Consider the following 19,170-nt stretch of genomic DNA (forward strand, 5'->3'; position numbering starts at 1 on the left):
CGAGAATGGCAGAACGTGGTATCGGATGATATAGATGAAACAGGGGCGTGAGGATCATGACAGGTATCATGATTCCCACGCCCCTGTTTCTGGTTGGGGTGGTGATGCGGGCCGGCGGCCTTTCTTACGTCTTTCTTCGCAGTTTGTCGTTCTGTCCCATATTACAGGGAATTCTGACAAACGCCGTCGTCCCCCGGTCCGGCTCGCTGTCAATCGTAAGCATATAATGATCCCCATAGAGCAGCCGCAGCCTGTCGTTAACATTTTTCATGCCGTAGCCGCTCGTCTGCACGGAAAACAGATGGTCCACAGCGTCCTTTTCCATACCGCAGCCGTTGTCCTCAATCCAGATGGAGATGAAGTCCATCGTCATGTACTCCTCCTTTTTCACGGTGACGGTCAGTTTTTTATCTTTCTTCAGACTGTTCTTTAAGCCGTGGTCGAGCGCATTTTCCACCAGGGGCTGAAGGATAAAGTTGGGAAATGGGGCACCCGATAAGGAAGTCTCGATGTTGTATACAACGTCGATGGACTCGCTGTAGGAGAAAAGCTGTATTTTTACGTAGGCCTGGATATTCATCAGTTCATTTCCCAGTGTGGTGATATCTTTTCCCTTATTCAGAGCGGTTCGGTAGAAGGTGGACAGGAGGATGACCATCTCGCTGATATCGTTCTGCCCGGACAGGATCGCCCGGCTGTTGATAAGTGATAAAGAGTTATAGAGGAAATGTGGATTAATCTGTGCGTACAGGATTTTCTGTTGATAATTCTTTTTTTCCAGCTCATGTTTTAAGTTCACCATAATATAGTGGTTGATTTCCCCCATCATGTGTGAAAATGTGTGAAAGAGCGTGCCGATCTCGTCGTGGCGTTCGCTCACAAGGGAAACCGACAGATCGTTCATATCCCCGGAACGCACCTCGTCGATCTTTTCGGTCAGGTCCTCGATCGGAGTGACAATGGAGATGGAGATGATTAAGACCATAACTCCGAGGAACAGCAGGATAATCCAGCCAAAGGCGTAGGTGCCGCGTGTGATCGCATTTACCGCGCTGTGGATCGAGGTATAAGTCTTATAGTAGCAGATGTTCCAGCCGGTCTCTGGTATGAAGGAGGTCAGCTTTAGATACTGAGTATCGGACATATTGGCCAGAAATGGAGTCAGCTCCTCCTCCGGCAGATCAGAGGTGGAAAAGATCAGGCTTCCATCCCGGGCCGTAACTACTACATCGTATTTATCCTCCGAGAGAGATAAAAATGGTTCGAAGAACAGGTCATAATTGATTCGGAAGGAGAGGTAGTTGGAGTTCTTGTACTGTCTGATATCCCCGATCAGTCTGGTGGAGTAAAGATACGGTTTGCCGTCTTCCATAGAGGAGACCCAGGTGGGAATATACTGGTTATGCACCTGGGGAAACCAATCCTTCTGATACAGGCTGTCCAGGCCCAGAATATAGTTATTATAGGGATGGATATCGCCGGAAGAGTAGATCGTGATCGCCTCCAGATCCGGATACAGGGCGTAGTAGGTGAGAAAAAGGGGCTCGATGGTGTCGGAATACGCCTTGTACATTTTAAAGTAATCATCGTTGTAGCTGGTGTTTAATACCTTCAATATCGCGTTGTTGTTAAACATGAAGTTAGAGAGGTTGTTATAAGTGACAAGCTTATTGTCAACGGAGCTGACCGCCTGCTCCAGGGCGAGTTCGGTCAGGGAACGTTCTCTTTCCAGTATGATCCGGTTGGTGTAGCGGTTGGAAAGGATGATGTAGCACAGAAATGGAAGCGCTCCCATCAGAAGGAATATGATCAGTACCTTTCTGCGGATCCCCAAGTCCAGAAAGCCCCGTTTGATTCGTTTCAGCGTATTTGTCATCAATGAGTCTCCTTCTGACGGTAATTTTCCGGGCTTTCCCCATAGTAATCACGGAAACGCTGGGAAAAGTAGGAGGGATTGGGAAAACCGACGGATTCGGCTATTTTGTTGACTTTCATCTCCGTCTCCAGGAGCAGACGGGCGGCCTGCTCCAGCCGGTATTCATTGATGAATTTCATCAGGTTGCACCCGGTCTCTTTCTTAAACACGGAACAGAGATAATTGGGGCTTATGTAAAAATGGCTGGAGATGTCGTTTAAGGACAGTGGCTGGGCGTAATTCTGGCAGATATACTGCCGGATCTTATCCGATTTCAGGCAGGTACCCTGGCTCCTTTGGGCCTGGCTGCGAAGTCTTCCGGCCAGATCGTAGGTCATATCCATCAGCTCCACGATGTTGGCGGAGCCATAGATCTTTTCCGCCACTTTATTTAAATCCGGCTGCTGGTCATCTGGAAGATAGCGGATAATCTCCTTCATCAGCTCCGTAAAACAGTATTTGACAAAAATAAGGGAACGGGTCTTCTCGTGTTTTAAGGATTCGAAGAGATCCTCCAAATGAAGCATCAGAGAATCGTAGTCCTTCAGACGCAGATCGTCGGATACAATATCAATGGAAATGTGGCCGGAGGCGGCATAGGGGTGGTCCGGGCCGTCCGGCAGGAAGATATTCTGATCCGGAAAGAAAAAGTGGTTTTCCAGCCGTTCCTCCAGCTGTGTGTAAACCTGGCTGATGGAGCCGTTGTCGGGAAGCGTCTGAAACGCTACGCAGCATTTCTGATGGAATTCCTTTTCGGCGCACAGGCAGACCGACTGCGCACAGGAAAAGAGAAAGGCCCCTTCCTTGAAAAACAGAATGCTGCGGGACGGATCGAGATTCAGATAGTCGAAGGGGACGGTGAGAATACCTGCCAGCTTTTCCTGAAATAAAATTCCTTCCAGACTGAAAAATTCATTGTCACATTCGACTAACATGAGGCCGGTATAGCGGTCTTTCAAAAAGGGCGTACTGTCCGCAATCATACTGGATTTACCGTTGACGGCCAGCCAAAGCATATGATTTTTTAAAATCTTTGCCTCACTGCGGCGTGTCCTGAGCTGGCGGTTGGTCTCTTCCACACTGTTTATGACGCGGGTCATGACAGAGACGAATTCATCAGGAATTACCGGTTTCATCAGATAGTCTTCCACTCCGATGGTAATGGCGGTTTTGGCATATTCAAAATCATTGAAACCGCTGAAAATGATGATTCTTGTATTCGGTGAAAGTTTTCTCACCTCTTTGGACAGCCCCAGACCGTCGAGAAAGGGCATGCGGATATCCGTAAAGAGAATATCATAATGATTTTCAGGTTTAAAAAAAAGCTCCAGAGCATCCTGACCGTTTACCGCCGTGGTAACCTCGAGAGGCAGTTTGTATTTCTTTATAAGAAATGTGATACAGTCAACATCGAGAACAGAATCATCGACAACTAAAATCTGATACATGGCTAACACTCCTTCCAATCGCGTATTTCCATAAATTCATTCTATCAGATTTGCCGGAAGGAAAACAGTAGTAGGACATAAAAGGGTAATTTTGTGATAGGAATGCGAAAAACCTTGTATATACAGGGAAAATAAGAGGGGATATAATAAATACATGAAACAAAACGCTGCTTAAGGCGCCGTAAGCAGCCAGGGTTGAAGAATAATAAAAACGGAGGTTACCATGAAAAGAAGGAAAAAATTAGTATCATTGTTACTGACTGCATGTATGGCAGGGAGCTGTTTGGCAGGCTGCGGGGGAAATACGAAGGCGCCGGAAGAATCTTCTGTTAAAAATGAAACTACAGCGAAGGAAGTACAAAACGAGACGACCGAAGGGGCGGCTGTGGGCACAGAGGAGGTAGATCCTTATGGGCCGGTCAGCGAGGAGAAGACCGTAATCCATGTGGGAAGAGCGGAGTCTGCCAACGTCACGTACCCGGACGGTGAAGATTCCCACAACAACTACATCGTAAAATATCTTCAGGATCAATTGAATACAGAATACATATATGATTTCTCTGTTGACGACGCTTCTTATCCGACGAAGGTTGCCATGGCCATCGCATCGGGAGATATGCCGGATGTTATGAACGTAACGTATACCCAGCTGGTTCAGTTAGTGAACGCCGGTGCAGTGGAGGACATGACGGATGCCTTTGCAACGTACCGTTCCGACGCATTAAAGAAATGCTTTGATTCGACCAACGGCATGTCGGAAGGTCTTGCAACCTTCGACGGAAGGCTGATGGCCATTCCTGATATCCAGCCTGGTATGGACAGCGTTCCTCTCGTCTATATCCGCGGCGACTGGATGGAAGAGCTGGGATTGGAAGAGCCGAAATCACTCGACGACATTGTGAACATTGCCAGGACCTTTATGGAGAAGAACCCTGGCGGCAATGTGACAGATGGAATCGCTGTGGGTCTTTCTTCCGATAAGAAGCTTGTTCAGAAGAATGGGGGAACGTGGCATGTAAACGGACTGTTTACCTTATTTGATGCCTATCCGAAGATGTGGATCAAACAGGATGACGGCTCCGTGGTATACGGTTCCATCACAGAAGAGGCCAAGACGGCTCTCGGTGAGATCAGATCGCTGGTAGAAGAGGGCATTATCGATCCTTCTTTCGCAGTCAGAGACTCCGAGCAGTGTGTGGAAATGATCAGCAACGGCCAGGCCGGCATCTTCTTCGGTGCATGGTGGTCAAACCAGTGGCCGGTAGTATCCATGCTGGAAGGCGCGGCTGACTCCGTTAAATGGAATTCCTATGTAGCTCCTTTGAATGCGGAAGGCAAACTGAATGTGCCCATGAAGAGCCCGACCACCACTTATATTGTAGTGAAAAAAGGCTGTTCAGAAGAGATCAAGGAAGCAGTCGTAAAGACCGTGAATTATCAGTATGATTTAGACCAGTCCCAGGCTGAGAATGTGCGTCCAAACGGTATGGACTCACCATTCTCCTGGCACTATTATCCCATCAATGTCCTTCACTGTGACTATGATGCCAAGGAAAAACAGATCCAGTCAGTGATGGACTGCATCGACGGAAAAGTGGCTTACGACGATTTAAGCGGTGATGGAAAGACATGGTACAACGGTTATACCGCGGTTTTAAAAGACGGCTTCAGAAAGACCGTGGAGAAAAATATTTCCACTGCCAACGGCTGGGGCTGGGCCAACGGCGCCTGGACCGTGCAGAGCCAGGCTGACAAGCTGAATCTTCAGTATGCCGCAAGCTACGCAGATTCACCATCCATGGAATCCTTATGGGCGACCCTGGAGACACAGGAAGATGAATTCTATTTACAGGTACTCACCGGAAATACCTCTGTCGATGAATTCGATAAATTCGTCAGCCAGTGGAAGGCTCTGGGCGGTGATACGATTACACAGGAAATGACGGAACTGTCTGGTGCCAATTAAAGACGCCGGGTAAAGGAGAATCAGAAAACCGGAGGCCCAAAACCTCCGGTTTTCAAAATCGGGATGAACAGGAAGGAAGTTTCGTATGGGAAAAGTAGCAGGAAGGAAGAGAAGAAGAAAGGAAGGGAGACACGTCACCATAAGGCAGACATACCAATACCATCTGCTGATGCTGCCAGGCTTTATCATATTGTTTATTTATACGATTATTCCGTTTTTCGGGAATATTATGGCATTTCAAAATTATCAGCCGATCATGGGATTTTTAAAGTCCAAATGGGTGGGGCTTGCCAATTTCAAGCACATGCTGCTGCTGCCCGATACGGCCAGGATATTCCGGAACTCGTTCACCATCGCGGTGGGGAAACTGGTACTCACGATGGTGCTGTCCATATTCTTCGCCATTCTTTTAAATGAGATTACCAGCGTGAAGTTTAAGAAATCGGTCCAGACCATCTGTTTTCTGCCGCATTTCCTGTCATGGGTGATTCTGGCAACGATATTCAAGAATCTTCTGGACACGGGAGGAATCTTAAATCAGGGTCTTATGAGTCTCGGAATCTTAAAGGAACCGTTAATGTTCCTAGGCTCCAATAAGCTGTTTCAGGGCGTGGTGATCAGCACAGACGTGTGGAAGGAGTTCGGCTACGGGGCCATTATCTTCATTGCGGCCCTCATGGGCATTAATCCGGAACTCTATGAAGCGGCCTCGGTGGACGGCGCAGGCAGACTGGCGAAAATATGGCATATTACGCTGCCCAGCATCCGCGTCACCATTGTCATGGTAGCTACCTTAAATATCGCCAATATCTTAAACGCAGGCTTCGACCAGATCTATAACATGTACAGTCCGGTCGTCTACCAGAGCGGAGATATTATCGATACGTATGTATACCGGTTGAGTTTCGTCAACGCCCAGTACTCACTGGCCACCGCCATCGGGCTCTTAAAGTCGGCGATCAGTTTCATTATGATTGTCACGGCGCATAAGATGGCTAAGAAATTTGCCAATTATCAGATCTTTTAGGGGGGATAAACCATGAAAAAATATAATACATGGCAGAACCGGGTGTTTGACTTCTGTGTCTTTCTGCTTCTGCTTATCCTGGGACTCAGCTGTTTAATCCCTCTTTTGCATGTCATTGCGCTGTCGCTCAGCAGCAAGACGGCCGCCCTTTCGGGTAAGGTGACGCTCTGGCCGGTGGAACTGACCTTTACACCGTACAAGGTTCTGATGACCGATCACAAATTCATGCAGGCCATGTGGATCTCCGTACAGCGGGTGGTCTTAGGCGGTGCGATCAATCTGGTTCTTACGGTAATCACTGCATTTGCCCTGTCCCAGGACGAATCGGATTTCCCGGCCAGAAAGGTGTATATGTGGTTTATGATCTTCGCCATGCTGTTCGGCGCGAGCCTCGTCCCGTGGTACTTCGTCATAAAGGCGACCGGGCTTATGGATACCATATGGGCGCTGGTAATTCCCGGAGCACTTCCGGTTTACAACACCATTCTCCTGATGAATTTCTTCAGAAATCTTCCGAAGGAGATCAAGGAGTCGGCCATGCTGGACGGAATCACCCCATTCCAGATGATGATGCGTATCTTCGTGCCGTTAGCCAAGCCGGCGATCGCCACTGTGACCGTATTTTCCGTGGTATTTCACTGGAACAACTTCTTCGACGGCCTTCTGCTGATGAATACGCCCAGCAACATGCCTTTACAGACCTATATCCAGACTCTGACCAATACGACGGTCAGCGTCATGAGCTCCTCATTAACTCCGGCGGAAATTGAAGCGCTCACCTCGCTTAAGACGTTCAACGCGGCGAAGATTGTCGTGGCGTCCCTGCCGATCGTAATATTCTATCCATTTATGCAGAAATTCTTCGTCTCCGGCCTGACGCTGGGGTCGGTGAAAGAGTAGGCGTATCAAATAAAGGAGATTTAATCGTATGAGAATCAAACGTATGGCAAGCGTGCCCCTGCTGGTGCACGATCCCTATTTTTCTATCTGGTCACCAGCCGACTGTCTCTATGACACGGACACAGCTCACTGGAGCGGAAAGGAAAAACGACTTTACGGCCACGTCACCGCGGATGGAGAACGTTTCCGCTTCCTGGGCGGTGAGGACGGCTGTCCGGTCATCCCCCAGACGAGCCTGGAGGTTACGCCGACCGCGACTACCTGTACCTTTGAAAATGAGAAGCTGAGGCTTTCCGTTCGTTTTCTGTCACCGCTTCTGCCGGAGGATCCGGTTCTGGTCTCCAGACCGTGTACCTACATCGATTTTACTGTAGACAGGAAGCAGGAGGTCTCCGTGAAGATTGATTTTACCATTACCGGAGACTTAGTCTTCGATACGCCGGGGAAAATCATTGGCGGAAGCCATGAAAATGAGACGTATCATTTCCATTATGGTACTATGAGGAAGGCATTTCAGACACCTTTAGGACACAGTGGGGACCGGATTACCATAGACTGGGGCGATATGATTCTGGCCTCGGAGGACGAAGCCGTCACAATCTTCTTCGATCCGGATTACAGTCTGCTAAAGGCGTCTGCGGAGCTGGGGACCGATCAGACAGCGTGTACGGTGATCGCCGCCTATGACGATCTGCTCTCCATCTTTTACTTCGGTTCCTGGCAGAAGGCCTATTGGACGACGAGATATGAGACCATTTTCGATGCGGTTGGAGAGAGTTTCCGTGATCGGGAAGAGGTGACCGAAAAGGCGGAGGCATTTGACCGGAGTCTGGAGGAGCAGGCCAGGAGTACAGGCGGGGCCGACTACGCGTTTCTATGCAGTATTTCCTACCGCCAGGTCATGGCAGCCCATAAGCTGATCGCGGACCAGGAGGGGAATCTCGTCTTTCTTTCCAAGGAAAATGACTCCAACGGGTGTACGGGGACCGTCGATATCAGCTATCCATCCGCCCCCATGTTCCTTCTCTTTAATCCGGAATACGTGAAGGCCATGCTGCGGCCGGTCTTCCGTTTTGCCGGCTGTCCGGTGTGGGAGTACGACTTTGCGCCGCATGATGTGGGTCGGTATCCGTATGCGGCAGGCCAGGTCTACGGACTTGGAAAAGAAGGGGAAAACCGGGAATTCTGCTACGATAACGGCGCCATTTTCCCGTTTTACTACGAGTATCCCGCGGGGCTGTCCGTCTACGATGTGAGGGACCAGATGCCGGTGGAGGAATCCGGCAATATGATGATTTTGACGGCAGCGGTGTGTGAACTGGAGCGTTCGGGGGCCTTTGCCGCGCCGTATTACGAGGTGCTGAAAACATGGGCCGGATATCTGCTCGCATACGGTGAAGATCCGGGAGAACAGCTCTGTACCGATGATTTTGCCGGCCATCTGGCCCACAACGTAAATTTGTCGGCAAAAGCGGTTATGGGAATCGAGGCCTTCAGCAGAATCGCCGCCTGTCTCGGAGAGGAAGAGGAGGCGAAAAAGTACCATGAGGAAGCCGTGAGGATGGCACAGAGCTGGGAGAAGCGTAGTGCCGCCGGCGATCACTACCGTCTGACCTTTGACTGTGAAGAGTCCTGGAGCCTGAAATACAATCTGGTGTGGGATCATTTCTTTGGAAGCGGTCTCTTCAAGCCGGAGGTATTTGAGAAAGAGACGGCGTTTTATTTAAAGAAGACCAGTACCTTCGGTGTTCCGTTAGACAGCCGGAAGACGTACACAAAGAGCGACTGGATTCTCTGGTGTGCCTCGTTTGCACCTGATCGGGAGGCATTTTACCGTCTGACGGCTCCGGTAGCGGAGTATGCGAGGTCCACAGAAGACCGTGTACCGTTTTCCGACTGGTACGATGCAGAGAGCGGAAGATACTGTCATTTCATAGGAAGAAGTGTTCAGGGCGGCATATATATGCCGATGCTGATAGAGAATAGGAAGAAAAAACAGGAGGCTTAAAGCATGAAAAAAGCGGTAATTAAGATTGACAGGGATTATAAAATCGGCCCGATCGACAACCGGATCTACGGTAATTTCATCGAGCACATCGGCAGAGCGGTCTATGGAGGAATCTATGATCCGGGCCATCCGCTGGCGGATGACATGGGATTTCGAAAGGATGTGATCGCGCTCACAAAGGAACTGAAGGTTCCCATTGTGCGGTACCCGGGCGGCAACTTCGTCTCCGGCTACAACTGGGAGGACGGAATCGGACCGAAGGAGCTGCGGCCGAGGAGAACGGAGCTGGCATGGTTTGCCATTGAGGACAACCAGGTGGGGACGGATGAGTTCTGTGAGTGGAGCCGCCGGGCAGACACGGATGTGATGATGGCCGTGAACCTGGGGACGAGAGGCGCGGACGCCGCCCGCAATCTGGTGGAATACTGCAACTTCCCGGGAGGCACCTACTGGAGCGATCTGCGAATCAAAAACGGTTATCGAGATCCCCACGGTGTGAAACTCTGGAATCTGGGAAATGAAATGGACGGCCCGTGGCAGATCGGCCACAAAACGGCAGAAGAGTACGGACGCGCGGCCTGCGAGACAGCCAAGGTCATGAAATGGGTGGACCCGTCAATTGAGCTGGTGGCCTGCGGAAGCTCCAACTCGGGTATGAACACGTGCTATGAGTGGGAGGCTACAGTGCTGGATCATACCTATGACTTTGTGGATTACGTTTCTATGCATCAGTACTACGGAAATGAGAAGAACGATACGCCCAGCTTCCTGGCCAATACCATGGATATGGACCGTTTTATCAACCACATCGTCTCTGTCTGCGACTACATACAGGCGAAGAAGCGCTCCAAAAAGGTTCTGAACATCTCCTTTGACGAGTGGAATGTCTGGTATCACGCATTTGCGGACAATGCCAAAGCGGAGAAATGGAGAGAGAAACCGGCGTACAATGAGGATCAGTATAACTTCGAGGATGCTCTTTTGGTGGGCGGCATGATGATTACGCTCCTAAAACACGCCGACAGGGTAAAGGTCGCCTGCATGGCTCAGCTGGTCAATGTCATCGCGCCGATCATGACGGAAAACGGCGGCAGGATCTGGAAACAGACAATCTACTACCCATACCTTCACGCTTCTCTCTACGGCAGAGGAACAGCCTTAAATGTGCTGGTGGACGCTCCTAAGTACGACTGTAAGGAGTACACCGATGTGCCGGCTCTCGAGAGCATCGCAGTGGAGAGCGAGGACGGAGCGTATGTAACCATATTTGCCATGAACCGCGGCGAGGAGGACCTGGAAGTTTCCTGCTGTCTGCGGGATTATCCGGGCTGCCGTGTGGAAGAGTTCATCACCATGGCGGGATACGATTTGAAGCAGTATAATACGGCGGACCAGCCGGACCGCGTGATTCCGCAGTCCTCCAGTGCCTATGAGATGGAGGGAGACTGCCTTACGGTTACGTTCTCGTCTTATTCCTGGAATGTTGTGAGGGTGAGAGTGGGGAAATAGATTTAATGAATTGAAACAATATCATAATTTACAGAGGCGGCTGAACCATATTCATATAATTGGTTCTGCCGTCTTTTAAACTTATCCTTTCTATTCCAGATAGTTCTAAACGTTCATTTTGAATTTCACTGTAAGAAAATTTCTTTCATATCCAAACGTTGGAACAGACGCGCATTTTCTGATTAATTGATAATGAATGGTAAAAAATGGATATCCAGGCAAAACGAAAAAAAGCGGTCTTCTGTATGGTATAGTTATGATACCGGAATACAGAAAACTGCTTTTTATCTCTCCGCCTGAATTCTGTCCATCACACATTTATGCTCTTTGTATATCTGTTGAATAATATGAATACTGCTGGATAATGGTTTGCTCAGATACTTATTTTTGTGATAGAGCAGGAGTGTTTTTCTGGTTCCCTGAAATTCCATGACAGGAAACACATGCAGTGATTCAAAACATTTTGGCTGAGTATCATACAAGTGCTTTAAAAGCATGGGGGTACTGAAAAATACACCATATCCTTCCGCGCAGAGAGATACAAGAGAGCTGGTCAGTGATGTTTTTATGCGCATAAACGGCGGTGTACCATTCTGGACGAGCTTTGATACGATCGCTTCGTGCAGGCGGCTGGAGGCAGGATGTAAAAACATTGGAACATGGGAAAAATCGGTTACAGAGACACCCTCCATAAAGGCTGTTTTACAGGCTGGATATTGATCACTGAAATATTTGCGGAGCAGCCCATCCGAGATAATCAGATACAGGTCTTCCGTTTCCAAAGGAACGATTTCACATAAATCTGAATCAAAATACTCATATTTTGAGACAAGCGGGAGTGCAAGGTCAATCTCGTTATTTTTAACAGCCGCAGATAAATCAGGAGATGTTTTTTCAACCAGATGTATGGTCATGTTCGGATATTCGCTGGAAAAATGCGGAGTAAATTCGCAGACAAATGCTGTCGACCTGTTTGGCGGCAGTCCAATGGTAATTTCGCCAACAAATTCGTCCTGCATGGTAATAAACTGGTTCAGCAGCTGATTCTCCCGGTCTATAATATCTCGTGCTGCCTCCAAAAGCATCTGTCCGGAGGGCGTCAGCTTCAGAGATGGTTTGCGTTCAAACAGTTGTACCTTATAGGTACTTTCGAGATGCTTGATGTGAAGACTTACAGCCTGCTGAGAAGTATAAAGAGCTTCAGCGGCCTTTGTAAAGCTCATTAGTTCCGTCACCTTGATAAAGCATTGAATATCGGTCATATTCATAATTAGGTTCTCCTTGCATAAAGACAAGTTTTTTGTTGTGACTTTGACAAAAAAAACAATATTTTCTTTTAATTTTAAACGAATTATAATGGAAATACAATAAAAATTTTTGTTGATAACAGAGAATGAGAAGGAGAAGATTATGATAGTCGGTTTTATCGGTTTTGGCGAAGCGGCATCGTCCATCGCGCTGGGGCTGCGCGGAGAAGGTATCGACAGAATGGTGTGCTATGATGCCATGCAGGATGATGAACGTATGAGTGAAATCATGAAGGAGAGGGTAGCAGCCTGTCAGGGAGAAAAAGCGGAGAGTGCTGCAGCGGTATGCCGGAAATCGGATGTGGTGATTTCAGCGGTTCCTTCCAACTATGCAGTATCCGCTGCTGAAGATGCAGCGGCGGGAATCAAAGAAGGACAGCTCTTTCTGGATGTGTCTACAGCGACACCGATAGAAAAGAAAAAGATCAGTGAGATGGTAAAGGCCATGGGAGGCCGGCTTATTGACGGAGCGATGATGGGGGCATTGCTAAAGAGTAAGCATCAGGTGCCGATGTTGTTGAGCGGCGATGGTGCGAAAGCCTTTCGGGATAAAATGGAGCCATACCATATGTGCCTGGAAGTCGTGGAGGGGGAGGCCGGGACTGCGACGAGTATTAAGTTCATACGCAGCATTACAGCAAAAGGACTTAGCTGTTTGCTGATTGAATCACTGCAGGCGGCACAGCGGTTTGGCGTGGAGCAGACGATTGTAGACTCGTTTGTGGATACTTTTGGATCAGAATTCATTGGAATCATCAACGGATATGTTTCGGGGGCGATCATTCATGCGGAACGGCGTGAACATGAGCTGAAAAATGTTGTTGATTTCTTACAAAGTGAAATGCTGCCATATACAATGGCTGAAGCTACTCGGACAAAGCTGCAGTGGCTGGCTGATCATCATGTGAAGGATAACTTTGAATCCGGTGTTGCCCGTGATTGGAAAAAGGTATTGGAGGGATGGAAACTGTAGCACATACCGATAAACGCGTTTAAAAGGAGAAGTGAGTGATTTGATAAAGATTAATGTTCCGTTTAGAGACAAAGAATGCAGTCTCAAAGCCGGTGATTTGATTGAGATGAGCGGAAAAATATATTGCGGCCGTGATGCGGCACTCCCACATGTCGTGGAGCTGGCGAAGAAGGGTGAGCTATCGGAGCACGGTATTGATCTGGAGGGGGCTGTAATTTTTCATACTGCGGTAAGCTGTGCCGGCATAGCGCCAACTACTACGAGTAAGCCGGAAATTGAGGGATCGATTATACCATTATCAGAAAAAGGTGCCATGTTCCATCTTGGTAAAGGCAGGCTCCTTCCTGAGACCATTGAGGGATTAAAAAAGAATAGGGCGTATTTTCTGATTACTCCGCCGGTATCTGCATTACTGACTGCTTCGATGAGTGAATGCCGCGCGGTACTGCATCCGGAATTTGGGATGGAAGCATTCTATGAGATTACGGTTAAAGATCTTCCAGCAATTGTTGCAGTGGCTGACGGAGAAAGTGTTTTTTCGAATTAGGGGGGACATATGGTATTTTTAAATAAAGTGACAGATGATGTCGCTCGGACGGTGGTAGATGCAAGCTCTCACTGGCGAGACGATCAGGTTGCCTGCTGGAAACAGGCATGTGCAGAGGAAGAGATTCCACATGCAAAATGGGCAATGGAAAATTTTATTAAAAATGCAGTTGTTGCAGATAAGAAACATTGTGCATTGTGCGATGACACAGGGACGCCGCACCCGTTTCTGGAAATTGGAGATGAGGCCAGCCTTCCGGCTGGATTTCTGGAGGCAATGGAAGAGGGAATTAGAAAAGGATTAAATGACCTGCCGGCGCGTCCGATGGGAGTACGCGGAGATGAATTAGAGCGTATTTCACAGTGCAAAGGCCTATATGACGAGCCTGGTATGTTAAAACCCGCTCCTACACAAATCCGCCGTATGGCGGGAAGTAAAATTCGTCTCACCGTCCTGATGCTTGGAGGAGGACCAGAGATCAGGAGCAGAACCCAGGCTTTATTTCACATGCATTCTCTGGATCATGTAGTTGAGGAGATGATCACATGGGCGGTTCCGCAGGTAGCAGCGCTTGGATGCCAGCCGTGTACACTGTCATTTGGCCTTGGGCGTACGGCGGTGGAAGCCTCTTCACTCTCTCTTGAGGCAATGAAGGACGGACGTTATGATGTGCAGAGTGAGATAGAGAAACGCATCACGGACGCAGTCAATGGAAAGGGGATTGGACCGATCGGTTTGGGTGGTGCCAGTTCGGTGCTTGCTACATTTATTAAAATCGGAGACATGCGTGCGAGCGGCTTCCGGGTGGTTTCGATGCGCCCGAACTGCTGTATGGAGATTCGTAAAGCATCCTGTGAATGGGAGACCTTATGATAACGGAAACAAAGTCACTGCACTAAGCTCGTGAAAGACCTCACTAAGTGCCAGTGATATGTATCGCACGTAAGCGGCTAAAAGACAGCCGCTAAGTGCTCATAACAAGGAGGAGAGTATGAGAGAACTAATTCAAGGGGCATATGATCTTCATGTGCATACAGCCCCAGATGTGCTGCCAAGAAGACTCGACGATTTCGAGATGGCACAGCGGGTAATGGACAGTGGGATGGCTGGATTTGCAATGAAGTCTCATTACTTTTGTACGGGAGAACGCGCTGCAATGACCAGGAAGCTTTATCCCGCATGCGATGCGGTGGGGACAATTACACTAAATGGTTCGGTAGGGGGAATCAATCCTGCAGCTGTGGAGATGGCAGCACGCGCTGGTACGAAGCTTGTCTGGTTTCCAACCAGTGATTCTGCGCATGAGCAAAATCTTACTTTGGGAGAGGACTGGAATCCGGATAAAAAACTTCCGTACTGGGCGCAGGTGGTACTGCAGATGCGTGAAGAGGGAATTGACAATCCGGTTATCCGCGTGGTCGGTGAAGACGGGAGGCTGACAGAAGCAACGCATCAGGTTCTGGAGGTGATTGCAAGACATCAGATGATCCTGGCAACGTCGCATCTTTCACATGAGGAGACATTTGCTCTTGTAAGGGCGGCGAAAGAACACCGGGTAGAGCATATTATTATTACACATGTGGACTTCCCAACCACATTTTACACGGTGGAAGAACAAGTGGAACTGCTGCGCTGCGGTGCTTATATGGAACATTGTTTTGTTACATATAATTCTGGAAAAGTAGACTTTGAAGTAGTGTTGGAACAGATACGTGCGATTGGAGCCAGCCATATCATTCTCTCTACGGATTTAGGACAGAAAACAGGAATATATCCGGATGAAGGTCTGGAGCAGTTTGTGACAAGCCTGTATGATCGGGGTATTTCAGAAGGGGATATTAAGAAAATGACATGTCATAATCAGCGGATACTGCTGGGAAAAGCATAACTGACATCACTCGCAATATTTATCACAGATAGAACAGGGGGTTTCAAATGAAGAGAAAGAATACAGGTTTGGCGATGCTGGTGTTGGCAGCTGTTTTCATGACTGCAGCATGCAGCCCGACAAACAGTACAACGGGGAATTCCGGCAGTACGGCGGCCGAAGGTGCTTCAAGTGGCGGAACACATTATGACCTGACACTGGGAACCGCGGCCAGTACTGGTACTTATTATGTTGTCGGCGCTGCAATTGCTAATGAAGTCAATACAAAGAATCCCGACTTAACGGTTGTGGCACAGACTACAAATGGAGGGGTGGAGAATGTAAACCTTTGTATGTCAGGAGAGATGGATCTTGGCATGACAAACGCAGATGCTGCCTACTGGTCATCGCATGGAGGCGGCAGTGGTTTTTATGAAATCTATGCAGAACCAGGCAATGTAAAAGGCGTTATGCGTCTGTATGAGAGCCAGGGGCATATGATTACAACGGCAAATTCAGGTATCGAGACGTATGAGGATTTAAGGGGCAAGACAGTTTGTCTTGGACCGCCAAGCAGTACGATTCCCGCTATGTCTATCGCAATTTTGGAAGCTTACGGTATCAATACTGATTCGGATATCAAAGCGGTTTACTACTCCATTGACGAGGGGCTCGAGAAACTGACGGATGGTGTGATTGATGCTACATTTTTTGTCGCCTCGGCACCAGCATCGGGTCTTACGAGTGCTTCTGCTACCTCTGATTTAAAGTTTGTTGACGCAGGAGAGGAGATCCTTAAGCAGGTAGTAGAGAAGTACCCATACTATACCGCTGCGACTACAAAAGAGGGGGCATATCCAAATATGAATTCCGTGAATACACTGAAAATATATACGGAAATCATTGCATCCGGAGATGTTCCTGAAGAGGCGGTCTATCAATTTGTGAAAGGGGCACTGGAAGGACAGCCTGATTATGTAGACGCACATGTGGCATGTCAGGAAATAAATGCGGAGACTGCAGCTTCTGCGGCGGCCAAACTGCATCCTGGTGCGGCGCGTTACTACAGGGAGCTGGGATTAGTTGACTAGAGCGTGAACTTGTGAAAGGAATTGTTTATGACAGAAAAATTAAAACACCAGAAGATGGTAGATATGATCGCACTTGGCATGTCTGTAGTACTTTGCCTGTTCCATATGTTTTCTGCCTCCTACGGAACTTGGACCTCCTACGTCCTGGCGGCGGTTCACTGGGGCTTTATTGGGAGTTATATTGTACTCAGGAAGCCCACAAAACTTAAGTATATCGGACCAGTGTACGATGCCGTTATTATTATGCTGACGATTTATACCTGTTATCATCAGGTTGCCATGCAGGAGCGTCTGGTCACGCAGGCAGGACTTTATACCACAGAGGATATCATTGTAGCGGTAATCGCTGTACTGCTTGTGTTGGAAGTCGGACGGCGGGCTGTAGGGAAGATTCTCCCTTTAATCGGGGTTGCGTTTCTTCTGTACTGCTATTTTGGGAATATGGTACCAGGGCTGATGAAGACAACCAGGTTTACAGTGAACCGAATTGCGATTTTTATCTATACCTCCAGTGATGGAATCTTTGGACAGACCCTGTACGTGAGTGCGAAGTATATATTCCTGTTCATTTTGTTCGGGAGCATTCTGGAACTTACAGGCGCCGGCGCATTTTTCGTGGATTTGGCATTTGCGTTTGTGGGTAAGGCGAGGGGAGGCCCGGCACAGGCTGCGGTTTATTCCAGTATGCTGATGGGAACTATCAATGGCTCAGGGGCCGCAAATGTAGTAACGACAGGTACCTTTACCATACCACTGATGAAAAAAATTGGCATTCGGCCGAGTACTGCGGGCGCCATAGAGGCAGTCGCATCGTCTGGCGGCCAGATTATGCCGCCGGTTATGGGGGCCGTGGCATTTCTGATGGCTGAGATGACAGGGATCGACTATGCCAAGATTGCATTGGCGGCGTTGGTTCCGGCAATTCTTTATTATATGACATTGTCATTGTCAGTATATTTGATTGCCCGCAGAGATAATATTGCGGCCGGCAATCCTGAGGATATTAAAAAACCGCGCGAAGTATTGAAAGAAGGCTGGTTGTTTATTGTTCCTTTGCTTGTACTGGTGGCACTTATCATTTCAGGCATGAGTGTTCAATTATCTGCGTTTTACAGTATTATCGTAACATTAATTGTTGGTTTTATTAAAAACCGCAGGAATATGACTGTTGGAAATATATTAGGAGCCTGCGAAAATTCGGTGAAAAGTATCGCCCCGGTAGCGGCTGCATGTATATTGGCCGGTATTATCATGGGCTCCATGAGTCTTACCGGTTTTGGACTTAAGATCAGCAGCCTGATCGAAATGATATCCGGAGGAAATTTATTGTTTGCACTATTGCTTTCCATGGCAGCCAGCCTTCTGCTTGGTATGGGACTTCCGACATCGGCGGCATATATGGTATTGGCGGTATTGGTTGCTCCTGTATTGCTGAACCTTGGAGTGAGTAAAATGGCGGCACATTTGTTCTTGCTGTATTTCGGCGCGATTTCTACAATTACACCTCCTGTTGCACTGTCGGTATTTGCTGCTTCCGGAATATCAGGGGCGGGGGTATGGGAAACTGGCTGGGATGCGCTGAAGCTTGCATCAACCGGATTTATTATTCCATTTATCTTTGCCTTTGATAATAGTCTGCTGCTGATGGGAAATCCGGGAATGATTGTGATTGCAGTAGTCACCGCAGTCATAGGCTGCATGATTTTGTCAGTGGCAGTGTCGGGATGGCTGGTACATAATTTGAATGTAGGTACAAGACTGCTTTTACTGGTTGCGGGTGTGTGTATGATTATTTCAAATCCGTTATGGATTAATGCGGCAGGTTTGGCGCTTGCCGTTATCGTAATAGTTACGGTTTTAAGAGCAAATCAAAACAATACAAAAACTGAGGGGTATGTTAATTATGGAAAATTATTATGAGTTACCGGAATTAATTTCTGAAGATCTTATTGAGCGCGCATCTAAGCTGAGCTCAGCAAATATTTGTGATGGTCTAAGCAAGCTTGGACTTCTTGCGGGCCGTTGTATGAGCGGACAGATTAAACCGGTTTCAGATAAGATGAGTGTTGTCGGGACCGCTTGTACTGTGGAAACAAAAGATGGTGACAATTTGCCGCTGCATGTTGCAATTTATAACTGCAGGCCCGGATATGTAATTGTTGTAAGTGGAAAGGCCTTTGAAGAGAGGGCTTATATGGGTGACTTGATGGGCGGTGCGGCAGAGGCAATCGGTGTGTCAGGAATTATCGTCGACGGATATATACGTGACAAGACAGGTCTTGATGAAATCGGAATGCCGATGTTCAGCAGAGGTTATAAGCCGGCGAGTCCGGCAAAAAAAGGACCAGGAGGATTGAATATCCCAGTCGAATGTGGCTCTGTCCTGGTAAACCCGGGAGATTTAATTGTTGGAGATTATGACGGAGTGGTGGTTGTACCGAGAGAAAAAATAAAAGAGGTTTTAGAGGCGGCAGAAGTAAAAGTTGCCTACGAGGAAAAAAGGGTAGCCGCTATCAATGAGTACAGGAGATGCAAGACAGAAGGTTCTGATTTGCCGGATTTGACACCTGCATGGGTTAAAGAAATGATGGAACAGAAACGGGAGGCATAAT

15 protein-coding genes are annotated in these 19,170 nt (G+C 48.2%); 12 read left to right on the forward strand and 3 right to left on the reverse strand.

The window, feature by feature from the left end; all coding sequences use genetic code 11:
- Positions 1-124: 124 nt before the first annotated feature.
- On the reverse strand, positions 125-1,876 hold the full coding sequence (locus tag DFR60_RS04090) for a sensor histidine kinase (protein ID WP_110321768.1): 1,752 nt from the start codon (positions 1,874-1,876) through the stop codon (positions 125-127).
- A complete protein-coding gene (locus DFR60_RS04095) occupies positions 1,876-3,363 on the reverse strand; it encodes a response regulator transcription factor (RefSeq protein ID WP_110321769.1) in 1,488 nt (495 codons plus the stop codon). The genes DFR60_RS04090 and DFR60_RS04095 overlap by 1 nt, the downstream gene beginning before the upstream one ends.
- A 223-nt stretch (positions 3,364-3,586) precedes the next feature.
- Here DFR60_RS04095 and DFR60_RS04100 point away from each other — a divergent pair, with 223 nt between their 5' ends.
- The 5 genes from DFR60_RS04100 to arfA all read left to right on the forward strand — a co-directional run bounded on the left by DFR60_RS04100 (position 3,587) and on the right by arfA (position 10,773).
- Positions 3,587-5,329 carry a type 2 periplasmic-binding domain-containing protein gene (locus DFR60_RS04100; protein WP_110321770.1) on the forward strand — a complete coding sequence of 581 codons (1,743 nt, stop codon included), beginning with the start codon at positions 3,587-3,589 and terminating at the stop codon, positions 5,327-5,329.
- An 85-nt stretch (positions 5,330-5,414) separates the two neighbouring features.
- Complete coding sequence (locus tag DFR60_RS04105) at positions 5,415-6,356, forward strand: ABC transporter permease (protein WP_025530648.1); 942 nt, start codon at positions 5,415-5,417, stop codon at positions 6,354-6,356.
- A gap of 12 nt (positions 6,357-6,368) precedes the next feature.
- Entirely contained in the window at positions 6,369-7,256 is an 888-nt protein-coding gene (locus tag DFR60_RS04110; protein WP_110321771.1) for a carbohydrate ABC transporter permease, read from the forward strand.
- 28 nt (positions 7,257-7,284) lie between these two features.
- Positions 7,285-9,264, forward strand: coding sequence for a glutaminase domain-containing protein (locus DFR60_RS04115; RefSeq protein WP_110321772.1), 1,980 nt, complete (start codon positions 7,285-7,287; stop codon positions 9,262-9,264).
- 3 nt (positions 9,265-9,267) lie between these two features.
- Positions 9,268-10,773, forward strand: a complete 1,506-nt coding sequence (arfA, locus tag DFR60_RS04120; RefSeq protein ID WP_110321773.1) for an arabinosylfuranosidase ArfA — start codon at positions 9,268-9,270, stop codon at positions 10,771-10,773.
- Positions 10,774-11,057: 284 nt separating this feature from the next.
- Here the strand turns inward: arfA and DFR60_RS04125 are convergent, their stop codons facing one another.
- Entirely contained in the window at positions 11,058-12,227 is a 1,170-nt protein-coding gene (locus DFR60_RS04125; RefSeq protein WP_110321774.1) for a LysR family transcriptional regulator, read from the reverse strand.
- Between DFR60_RS04125 and DFR60_RS04130 the strand changes: the two genes are divergently transcribed.
- The 7 genes from DFR60_RS04130 (at position 12,184) to DFR60_RS04160 (ending at position 19,169) form a co-directional block, all read left to right on the forward strand.
- Positions 12,184-13,053 (forward strand): NAD(P)-dependent oxidoreductase, encoded by an 870-nt coding sequence (locus tag DFR60_RS04130; protein ID WP_110321775.1) that lies wholly within the window; start codon positions 12,184-12,186, stop codon positions 13,051-13,053. The genes DFR60_RS04125 and DFR60_RS04130 overlap by 44 nt on opposite strands.
- A gap of 31 nt (positions 13,054-13,084) precedes the next feature.
- Positions 13,085-13,600: a fumarate hydratase C-terminal domain-containing protein gene (locus DFR60_RS04135; RefSeq protein WP_207659496.1), complete on the forward strand. Its 516-nt coding sequence runs from the start codon at positions 13,085-13,087 to the stop codon at positions 13,598-13,600.
- Between the two features lie 9 nt (positions 13,601-13,609).
- Positions 13,610-14,473 (forward strand): fumarate hydratase, encoded by an 864-nt coding sequence (locus DFR60_RS04140; RefSeq protein WP_110321777.1) that lies wholly within the window; start codon positions 13,610-13,612, stop codon positions 14,471-14,473.
- 118 nt (positions 14,474-14,591) lie between these two features.
- Entirely contained in the window at positions 14,592-15,488 is an 897-nt protein-coding gene (locus DFR60_RS04145) for a DUF6282 family protein (RefSeq protein WP_110321778.1), read from the forward strand.
- Positions 15,489-15,535: 47 nt separating this feature from the next.
- Positions 15,536-16,558: a TAXI family TRAP transporter solute-binding subunit gene (locus DFR60_RS04150; RefSeq protein WP_110321779.1), complete on the forward strand. Its 1,023-nt coding sequence runs from the start codon at positions 15,536-15,538 to the stop codon at positions 16,556-16,558.
- 27 nt (positions 16,559-16,585) lie between these two features.
- Entirely contained in the window at positions 16,586-18,478 is a 1,893-nt protein-coding gene (locus DFR60_RS04155; protein ID WP_110321780.1) for a TRAP transporter permease, read from the forward strand.
- Entirely contained in the window at positions 18,462-19,169 is a 708-nt protein-coding gene (locus DFR60_RS04160; protein ID WP_110321781.1) for an RraA family protein, read from the forward strand. Before DFR60_RS04155 ends, DFR60_RS04160 begins: the two co-directional genes overlap by 17 nt.
- Position 19,170: the final 1 nt, after the last annotated feature.

The organism is Hungatella effluvii, assembly GCF_003201875.1.
GTDB classification, from domain to species: domain Bacteria; phylum Bacillota; class Clostridia; order Lachnospirales; family Lachnospiraceae; genus Hungatella; species Hungatella effluvii.

Coding starts and splice junctions, on each gene's coding strand:
- DFR60_RS04105 (WP_025530648.1), top strand. CDS start 5,415: ATGGGAAAAGTAGCAGGAAGGAAGAGAAGAAGAAAGGAAGGGAGACAC.
- DFR60_RS04110 (WP_110321771.1), top strand. CDS start 6,369: ATGAAAAAATATAATACATGGCAGAACCGGGTGTTTGACTTCTGTGTC.
- arfA (WP_110321773.1), top strand. CDS start 9,268: ATGAAAAAAGCGGTAATTAAGATTGACAGGGATTATAAAATCGGCCCG.
- DFR60_RS04115 (WP_110321772.1), top strand. CDS start 7,285: ATGAGAATCAAACGTATGGCAAGCGTGCCCCTGCTGGTGCACGATCCC.
- DFR60_RS04155 (WP_110321780.1), top strand. CDS start 16,586: ATGACAGAAAAATTAAAACACCAGAAGATGGTAGATATGATCGCACTT.
- DFR60_RS04145 (WP_110321778.1), top strand. CDS start 14,592: ATGAGAGAACTAATTCAAGGGGCATATGATCTTCATGTGCATACAGCC.
- DFR60_RS04150 (WP_110321779.1), top strand. CDS start 15,536: ATGAAGAGAAAGAATACAGGTTTGGCGATGCTGGTGTTGGCAGCTGTT.
- DFR60_RS04090 (WP_110321768.1), bottom strand. CDS start 1,876: ATGACAAATACGCTGAAACGAATCAAACGGGGCTTTCTGGACTTGGGG.
- DFR60_RS04125 (WP_110321774.1), bottom strand. CDS start 12,227: ATGGACGATGCCGCTTCGCCAAAACCGATAAAACCGACTATCATAATC.
- DFR60_RS04095 (WP_110321769.1), bottom strand. CDS start 3,363: ATGTATCAGATTTTAGTTGTCGATGATTCTGTTCTCGATGTTGACTGT.
- DFR60_RS04130 (WP_110321775.1), top strand. CDS start 12,184: ATGATAGTCGGTTTTATCGGTTTTGGCGAAGCGGCATCGTCCATCGCG.
- DFR60_RS04100 (WP_110321770.1), top strand. CDS start 3,587: ATGAAAAGAAGGAAAAAATTAGTATCATTGTTACTGACTGCATGTATG.
- DFR60_RS04140 (WP_110321777.1), top strand. CDS start 13,610: ATGGTATTTTTAAATAAAGTGACAGATGATGTCGCTCGGACGGTGGTA.
- DFR60_RS04160 (WP_110321781.1), top strand. CDS start 18,462: ATGGAAAATTATTATGAGTTACCGGAATTAATTTCTGAAGATCTTATT.